This window comes from Pseudoalteromonas sp. Isolate6, assembly GCF_022398435.1.
GTDB lineage: Bacteria > Pseudomonadota > Gammaproteobacteria > Enterobacterales > Alteromonadaceae > Pseudoalteromonas > Pseudoalteromonas galatheae.
Window position 1 is genome coordinate 1 of the sequence record NZ_JAKEVK010000202.1, and the last position, 8,327, is coordinate 8,327.

The following is an 8,327-nucleotide window of genomic DNA, read 5'->3' on the forward strand; positions in this document are numbered from 1 at the left end:
AGGATGTACTACTCCAATGTTTGTAAAGGAATATTCTAACAATCCACTAGCATGGCAAGACAGAGCATTTTTTATTCTGACGCATGCTCGAGCCAACACAGGCTCTGCAAACTACACCGTACTTATTAAAGTACTCGAGACGCTCGGGCATACAGTCAAAGTTGATACTCGACTACCAGATCTTGAGCTGCGTGAACAAACCGCGTTATTTTTGGTAGATACAGAGCACCGAGATTGCAATGAGCTTATCAGTGCTGAAGTAAAACTGTTAGCAGCGAAGCACAAGGTTGTACTTTTCAATGCGGTTCAAGAAAGTGTAAATGAGAAAACCGCATTACTCGGCAATGTGAAAGGTATACTTTATCGCAACGCCCCACCAGAGACGTTATTTCAAGGGTTAAGTAGCGTGCTCAAAGGAGAGCTTTGGTTTTGTCGTAGTGCTATTTCAGAGGCATTTAGTGAACTGATTGCCGCCATGCCACAAGCATTGCCTAACAGCGACATCATCTTAAGTAGTGAAGAGTTAAATATGCTTACCGGCAGAGAAAAATCTGTGATCAAACTTATTGCTGCTGGCGCGAAAAACGAAGATATTGCGGATAGACTAAACATCAGCAGTCACACTGTTAAAACGCATATTTATAGCGCGTTTAAAAAAACCAATTCACGCAACCGTGTTGAACTTGCTAATTGGGCGCTACGCCATATACCGATAGTGAGTTTGAATTAAATTTAACACCGATGAGTTCAGGTGCACAATCAAACCAAGATAAAAGAGAAGTAAATAAATGGCTAGCATAGTGCTAGCCATTAGCAGAAAACCATAGGTCTTACGCTACACCGTAACTATCACGGTATGCTTTAACAGCGTCTAAATGCGCATCCATACCACCTTGTTGCTCAAGGTAAGTGATCAGATCAGCCAATTTCACGATGGACACCACTTGAGTACTAAAGTCGCGCTCAACTTCCTGAATAGCAGAAAGTTCAGCTTTACCTTTTTCTTGGCGATCCAAGGCGATTAATACACCGGCAAGATCTGCACCGTTAGCGGCAATGATTTCCATTGACTCCCGAATCGCAGTACCTGCGGTGATCACATCATCAACTAACATGATACGGCCCTCAAGCGCTGAACCCACTAAGTTGCCGCCTTCACCGTGCTCTTTCTTTTCTTTACGATTAAAGCAGTAAGGCACGTCTTTATTGTGATGATCGGCAAGCGCGACCGCAGTCGTTGTCGCGATAGGAATACCTTTGTACGCTGGGCCAAACAACACATCAAACTCAATACCAGCATCTTCCAATGCCGAAGCATAGAAGCGACCTAAACGGGCCAGATCACGACCCGTGTTAAACAAGCCTGCATTGAAAAAATAAGGGCTAGTACGGCCAGACTTTAACGTAAACTCGCCAAACTTAAGCACCTGCTTTTCTAAGGCAAATTCAATAAACTCTTTTTGATACTGTTTCATGTCTTTCCTACTGAGTGTTGATTACGCTAACGCTTGTTTTTGTAGATCGATGATCTCACGAATTGAGTGCTTCGCCAGACCAAGTAACTCGTCTAGCTCATCGAACGAGAAAGGTTCACCCTCGGCAGTACCTTGTACTTCAATCAGTTTGCCAGTTTCAGTCATGATAACGTTCATGTCTGTTTCGGCTTCTGAATCTTCAAGATATTCTAGATCGGTAATTGGCTGACCTTTATAAACCCCAACCGAGATTGCCGCTATCATAAACTTTAATGGGTTTACATTGATCATGCCTTTGGCACGCATGTGCGTTAGTGCATCTACCAATGCCACACAAGCACCGCTAATTGACGCCGTACGTGTACCACCGTCCGCTTGAATTACATCACAGTCGATAGTAATAGTATTCTCACCTAACGCTTTTAAATCAACTGCGGCACGAAGTGCACGCGCGATTAAGCGTTGAATCTCCATGGTGCGGCCACCTTGTTTGCCACGCGCCGCTTCACGGTTGTTGCGCGTATGTGTAGAGCGCGGAAGCATACCGTATTCTGCGGTGATCCAGCCCTTGCCTTGACCTTTCATAAAGCGAGGCACACCTGCTTCTACAGAAGCCGTACATAACACTTTTGTGTTACCAAACTCTACCATTACTGAGCCTTCAGCGTGCATTGTATAGTTACGAGTAAATGTAACCGGCCTGATCTGATTTGCAGTTCTTTCGCTTGGACGCATCCACGTTCCCCCATCATCAAAATTTGCCGTACATTATAAAGGGATCATAGAGACTATGCCACGCGATCCGACTAAAAATAAAATTCACTTTAGGGCTGTGTGGAAATTCGGCTATAATGCCTCAGTTAAACCAAGCTAATTTAGGGACTTTATATGATCCATAGTATGACCGCCTACGCCCGCAAAGAAGTGAAAGGTGACTGGGGCACTGGGGTTTGGGAAATTCGTTCAGTTAATCAACGCTACCTCGAAACCTTTATCCGCGCACCAGAACAATTTAGAGGCTTAGAGCCAGTAATACGTGAACGCCTGCGTAAACACCTACAACGCGGCAAAGTTGAAGTATTCCTAAAGTTCACCGCAAATCCTGCGCACGTTGGCCAACTAACCGTTAACGAATCGCTTGCAAAGCAACTTGTTGAAAGCGCAAAGTGGCTACAATCACAAAGCGGCGGTGATATTAATCCTGTAGATATTCTACGCTGGCCAGGCGTAATGGAAGCCGAAGAAGTCGACTTAGACACCGTAAACAGCGAACTGTTAGGTGGCTTTGATGAGCTAATAGAAGACTTTAAAGCTGCACGAGCAAGTGAAGGCGAAAACCTAGAAACCATGCTCACTACTCGTCTTGACGGTATTCTAGAGCAAGTTGCCATCGTTGAAGGCCACATGCCTGAAGTCACTAAGTGGCAACGTGAAAAACTTTCACAAAAATTAGAAGAACTAAAAACCGATATCGACGAAGGCCGCCTAGAGCAAGAACTGATTTACCTTGCGCAAAAGCAAGATGTTGCAGAAGAACTCGACCGCCTCAAGTCACACGTCAAAGAAACCCACAAAATCCTAAAAAAAGGAGGCGCTTGTGGCCGTCGTTTAGACTTTATGATGCAAGAATTCAACCGCGAATCTAACACCCTAGCCTCAAAGTCAATCAACAGCGACATCACCAACGCCGCCGTTGAACTTAAAGTTCTAATTGAGCAAATGCGCGAGCAGATCCAAAATATTGAATAACACACCGATATTCTATCAGCTTTGAAAAACCGCCTCTCGGCGGTTTTTTATTGGGTTCATTTTATGAAGTATATTAACCTTCATAGTTTCGCTAAACTTCAACTGTCATTAGAATAAAAAGGCAACTGCATGATTAACCTGTTCTGTACACAAAAACTCATTGCAAAGCTCCCTGTCAATGAAGGAGTTATACCCACTTGTTCCGATACAAAGCTGACTGATTTAAGCCCGCCAAACACTCACCCTTTGTCAGATTGGCATGCTAATTTGCTCACAATACAACGCAGAAACTGTGTGCTCCTGATGCATAATCAAACCCGCTTTCCGGTATTTATTATTGGTCTCACCAAACCAGATTTTGCAAAGTTAGATTTTCTATTTGCTGATAGCTTTATGAATACCTTGCTAAAAGTAGGTGCAACTAACCAGCAATTACAAAAAGCAGCTTCATTACTCGGCCCGCTAACAATCGCCAAAGCCAATAACCGTAGTGTGCAAGGGACGATGAATCAAATGAAAGGCGATATAGAACATCAACTTTGGTTCGACCAAATTAACATCATGGATTGTTCGCCTTATAGAACTGCCGCCTGGTTAGCTGAACGCCCTTGCATGGTTAAAGGACAAAAAGACTGTATTTGGCCAATTAAGGAAATGCTCGCTTTATTAAGCTAACGCTCCAATATCAACCTGCTAAGCCATTGCTAACTTAGCCGCCTGTTTCCACATAAATGCCGGCATGGTATTTCGCAACTGCCAAGTGATGTTCATGGGCTGCCTACCAATGTGCGATACATAGTCAACTTCGCCAAAATTAACAAATCCTATGGTTTTGCCAAATTCGTCTTTTGCTTGCTCTCTAACAAACAGAAAAAGTCGCTTACCCTTTGCTTTGTGAGTGACATAGTCTAGACCTCTACCATAATCAGGCCTTGCTGAGTTTTGGCTTTGCCAATGGAAAAGCTGTTCATTTATCGCGTAGTCGTGATACATAGTAGTGGGCGAAAACTGCTTTTCGTTTTCATCGAAGAATTCATCTTCTCGGACCCTATCTTTAAGCCATAATATCAATTGATTTGATAACTCAATTTGACGCTGTAATTGGTCGTCTCCGGCAGGCAAGCAATTAACCGCATACTCAATGATCCTGCTTAGAAACCGAGATAGCCATATTGCAGCTTCGGCTTGTTCAAGCACACGCTCCCCAATGTAGAATTGCTCTTTATTGAGGCGACCCGTGATCAAGTTAGTGATTATTTGCTCATAAATGCCAGTTTGATTCATAAGTACTGCTATTCCTTTAATTATGAAAGATAAATTTACACGCTCTCGCATTCAGTGAAAAGTGCGGTTTGATTCTTTAAGCGCTTTTTAGCCATTAACACCTCTACCACCCGCACGTTTAAAACCAACCCAATTAAGCGAGCGTAGTCATGCATTAAGCTAATAGCTAGCTCTCCAATCTGGCTCTTAATATTTATAAACAAGCTTAAAATTACGTCTAAGGATAATGGCGTTACCATAACTAAAGTTACAGCTACGTCGCACGCCAATCCGAATGTATCGCGGAAATTCTCAGCAAGTATCTCTGCAAACAAGTAAAGAACATAAATGGACTGCGACCTTAGGCAAGCGCAAAATCCGCTGCTGACGCGCTGAATGTACTGAGTTTGTGGGTGATTGTGTAGTTGGGTTCATCGTTTCTATTTTTTCCAAATAAGCCTCACTGATCTGTTGAGTTCATTTAGGAGTTTGCCCCAGTTTGTAGATAGTGCCCCAAATAATAAATGCTCTGTGGGCAGGGTTAGGGTGTGGCTAAGTGACGTGAATTAAGGTCTTGCCCAAACTGCCCCAAAAACCCCAAAAGCCCCAAAAGCCCAAAAGCCCAAAAGCCCAGGGATGAGTGCCAAAAGCCTTGTAAAAAAGGGAAGGTCTTGCTCAATTAGAACGCAACAACACATTTAAGCGCATAAAAATGCAAAATATTACACTTTTATGCACGATAAAGTGTGCAAAGCAAGTTGAGTACTCGTCTATGCGTTTTACCGAACGGGGGAATGCAGAGGTTGGAGGTCTACACAAAGTGACTTTATGGGTAACAATCTGTAGACCTAAAGGCGGACATACAAGCTTTCAACCAATCAAAACTGAATGATATTTTTTACTCACGTCATTTGGCCGACCTATAGCCTCATCGTTTAAAGCAAATCACTCAAACGATTTAAAAGTGCTTTACGGCTATTATTCGCCACAACAAAGCGCTTAAAGCGTTGTTCAAGCGCCGCTTCATCCGCTTTGAACTGATAGGCCTCACACAGCTGATGCAGATAGCGTGATGCCGCATCGTAACCACTGGCGCAAGTTCGATCCGCTTGCTCTTGTGCTTGCTGCCAGTAGTGCTCACGCCGATTGTAAACATCCGTCAACACTTTTTCTTTTTCTGCTTTTTCGATGGCTAATTTTTTGCGAGAGCTGCGGCTTGCTCTTGCTGTAATTGACTTTGCGCTTGCTCAATGAAAGGGGAAACTACCTCGGTGGTTAACCAGTATTGATAGATCTCGTCTGTGTTGATAGGTTCTTTTCGCGCCAGCGCTAAGGCTTGGTGACGGGTTAACTGGCCTTGCTCAAACAGCGCGCGTAATAGCATGTCTTTCTCTGCTTCTGAGAGACTATGGAGCCATGTATCAAACTGAAACTGGATTTGTTTGGCTTGGTGACTGGGTTGTGCGTTCAGCACCATGGCGAGTGCCTTAACCAATGCTAAAGGAATATCATACAGCGCTGCAAACGCCAGCACCTCTTCACTGAGGTGCTCAAAATCGAATTGAACTAACGGCACTCGTTCAACGTCATCATTAAAATCAAACGCTTTGAGCCACATAAAGTACACAAGGCGCCAATCCCCTTGCATTAACCCGCTGCGTAAAGCGGCTAAATGCTGGAAAAAGTCGTCAGCATGCTCATCGTCAAAATACTCGTCATACTCCTCAAGGGAAAAGATCAGCAACTGCCAATCATCGTTTTCGTGAACATGAAGACCATCACTTGAAAAGCCAAGTAAAGCTTCAGGGAGCGTTCCTGCTGGTAGCTTGATGTAGGCATCGATTGATCCCCAATCGGCATAGTAAAAGCCGATATCAAAGTATTTTAACATCAGCTCAAAAGGCTCTGCCTTTAGATCACTGTAGGTGTAATACACCTGAAAGGACGTAGCGCTGATCTCGGCACGGCTTGAAATGGCTCTGAGTGCTTGACGTGCTTTAGCATCTAAATACCCATCCAGACGCTCAAATTTATAGTATTGATATTCGCTCACGATGACCTTGCTATGTATTTTTTGTGAATTGAAAAGTTTGTTTTACTGTCATTGAAAAAGCGCTGCATTTTCTTGTTTGCGCTGCTCCAGTGTTTTAGTAATCGCAGATGCTGTCGTTTTACTGATCCCTTGCTGCTGTGCAAGATAAGTAAATTGACTGATGGCTTCTGCAACTTCTTCAATGACTTGCCTTGCATCATGCCAACTCCCATAACCAGCACTGGTCGCTAGTTTTTGCATCACTTTAAGTGGTGGCGCTTTGCCATAACCTCCGAACGCAGTGGCGTGTTCGTTAAATGGGTGTGGGCTGTAGGTAACATCGTAAAAAGGGGCAGGATCCCATTGACCGTCATCCACTTGCAAAAACGCCCAGTTTTTACTGTGGTCGTCTTGATTAGACGACAGCAGGTTAAAAACGGCACGGCGAAATTGTAGTTGTCCAGCCGCAGGCGATTTACACAACTGACGGCTGGCTTTAATTAAATCAATGTAATCTAAACTTGGCGTTCTAAAGTCTGCATCCAGCAGCCCGCAAGCGCTGTGCATATGCAGGCGACCTGAACTGCGATTGCCGCTTAAATTGGTCTGCTCCGTGACATAATCAAAACGCTTAAGCGCCAACCAGGCAGACGCACCGCTTGTAGGTGGTGCTTCAATGAGTTGCCATTGCGGCGGTTGACACTTAGCAAGTTCTGCCATTTGTAAATAAACCGCCTCACACAAACCTTCTTCATGGCCGAGCGCGAGATTCTTCGAGGTAAATTTAATCAGCCAAGCCTCATCTCTAGGCTGAGCAAAGGTTCGACAATACTGAGTTTCCCCAGCAGGCATATAAATCTGCGCTTTTGGCCTTGCCCCACCCGAACTACCACCCGCGACTAATGCAGCCAGTACCTGCTGAGTATGTCCATCTAACTCATCGTGATTATCATCCATATAATCTGACATTGAAGAATCGAACAGCGTTTGCGCTTCTAAGCCTAAAGTAGCTAAATCAATGTTAGCGTTCGTCGTGGTTGAAAACTCAGACACTGGAGAAAAAGACAGCGCTCCCATGCCTTTATCACCGACAAAGGCTAACCTATCCATCGCCGTTAATAGATTAGGCAGGATGCCCTTTTGCCGGAAAATACGATCTTGCAACAGCATGCCCCAGCCATCGGGCAAACAATCTCCAAATACGCCATGTACACCTTGATGCGGCGCTTTAGGTGCGACTTGAACTTGTGTGCTCGAATGCAAAGTAAAAGGTGATAAATTGCCAAACTGCTGCAAATAGCTGTCTGCATACTGAAAAAAAACGCCTTGCCGATTCTGCGCCAAGACCCCTACAGCAACCTGCTCACCTGAGCTTAATCTACGAGTTACCATGAGTTTTTGAATGGGTTTAAAACTCATCTTTTAGCACCTCATCAATACTAGAGGGCATTGTAGCGCGCTCTTTGTTAGATTGTGTGAGCTGATAAAGCCTATCCAATGAGTCGAGGGTTTGCCAGAGCAACAACAATTGGCGAAATGAAATTTGCCCAGTTAGCTCAAACTTCTTAATGGTGGCCGCAGGTACACAGCTTCGCTCAGCCAATGCAGATCGTGACAGTTTTGCCTGCTTTCGTAACTCACGCAAATAAGCCGCATAAGCTTGGCTTACATCGGTATCATCAAGTAAGGTAAAATTCATCCGCAAAAACCAAATGGATACAGTTATATCTATTATAGCGAAATAAAGCAGAAAATGGACATTATTGTATCCATAATAAATAATATGTTGAAAAACCACTCGATAAAGC

7 protein-coding genes and 2 pseudogenes are annotated in these 8,327 nt (G+C 44.1%); 3 read left to right on the forward strand and 6 right to left on the reverse strand.

Features of this window, described 5'->3' with window-relative positions:
• On the forward strand, positions 1–730 hold a 730-nt coding region (locus tag L1D50_RS19200), incomplete at its 5' end, for a response regulator transcription factor (protein ID WP_345773974.1).
• A 100-nt stretch (positions 731–830) separates the two neighbouring features.
• Here the strand turns inward: L1D50_RS19200 and pyrE are convergent.
• Both pyrE and rph read right to left on the reverse strand, forming a co-directional pair.
• Positions 831–1,475, reverse strand: coding sequence for an orotate phosphoribosyltransferase (pyrE, locus tag L1D50_RS19205; protein ID WP_128728689.1), 645 nt, complete (start codon positions 1,473–1,475; stop codon positions 831–833).
• Positions 1,476–1,496: 21 nt separating this feature from the next.
• On the reverse strand, positions 1,497–2,210 hold the full coding sequence (gene rph, locus L1D50_RS19210) for a ribonuclease PH (protein ID WP_010377321.1): 714 nt from the start codon (positions 2,208–2,210) through the stop codon (positions 1,497–1,499).
• A 153-nt stretch (positions 2,211–2,363) separates the two neighbouring features.
• On the opposite strand from rph, the gene L1D50_RS19215 reads away from it, so the two are divergent.
• Both L1D50_RS19215 and L1D50_RS19220 read left to right on the forward strand, forming a co-directional pair.
• Entirely contained in the window at positions 2,364–3,224 is an 861-nt protein-coding gene (locus L1D50_RS19215; protein WP_128728690.1) for a YicC/YloC family endoribonuclease, read from the forward strand.
• Between the two features lie 129 nt (positions 3,225–3,353).
• A complete protein-coding gene (locus L1D50_RS19220; RefSeq protein WP_235956505.1) occupies positions 3,354–3,899 on the forward strand; it encodes a hypothetical protein in 546 nt (181 codons plus the stop codon).
• Positions 3,900–3,917: 18 nt separating this feature from the next.
• Here the strand turns inward: L1D50_RS19220 and L1D50_RS19225 are convergent.
• The 4 genes and pseudogenes from L1D50_RS19225 to L1D50_RS19245 all read right to left on the reverse strand — a co-directional run.
• Positions 3,918–4,250: pseudogene (locus L1D50_RS19225) on the reverse strand (DUF3427 domain-containing protein); the annotation flags it as partial.
• Positions 4,251–5,422: 1,172 nt separating this feature from the next.
• A pseudogene (locus tag L1D50_RS19235) lies at positions 5,423–6,540 on the reverse strand (hypothetical protein).
• A 48-nt stretch (positions 6,541–6,588) separates the two neighbouring features.
• A complete protein-coding gene (locus tag L1D50_RS19240) occupies positions 6,589–7,938 on the reverse strand; it encodes a type II toxin-antitoxin system HipA family toxin (protein ID WP_138524317.1) in 1,350 nt (449 codons plus the stop codon).
• Positions 7,928–8,218 carry a helix-turn-helix transcriptional regulator gene (locus L1D50_RS19245; RefSeq protein WP_128728917.1) on the reverse strand — a complete coding sequence of 97 codons (291 nt, stop codon included), beginning with the start codon at positions 8,216–8,218 and terminating at the stop codon, positions 7,928–7,930. The genes L1D50_RS19240 and L1D50_RS19245 overlap by 11 nt, the downstream gene beginning before the upstream one ends.
• Positions 8,219–8,327: the final 109 nt, after the last annotated feature.

Coding starts and splice junctions, on each gene's coding strand:
- pyrE (WP_128728689.1), bottom strand. CDS start 1,475: ATGAAACAGTATCAAAAAGAGTTTATTGAATTTGCCTTAGAAAAGCAG.
- rph (WP_010377321.1), bottom strand. CDS start 2,210: ATGCGTCCAAGCGAAAGAACTGCAAATCAGATCAGGCCGGTTACATTT.
- L1D50_RS19215 (WP_128728690.1), top strand. CDS start 2,364: ATGATCCATAGTATGACCGCCTACGCCCGCAAAGAAGTGAAAGGTGAC.
- L1D50_RS19220 (WP_235956505.1), top strand. CDS start 3,354: ATGATTAACCTGTTCTGTACACAAAAACTCATTGCAAAGCTCCCTGTC.
- L1D50_RS19240 (WP_138524317.1), bottom strand. CDS start 7,938: ATGAGTTTTAAACCCATTCAAAAACTCATGGTAACTCGTAGATTAAGC.
- L1D50_RS19245 (WP_128728917.1), bottom strand. CDS start 8,218: ATGAATTTTACCTTACTTGATGATACCGATGTAAGCCAAGCTTATGCG.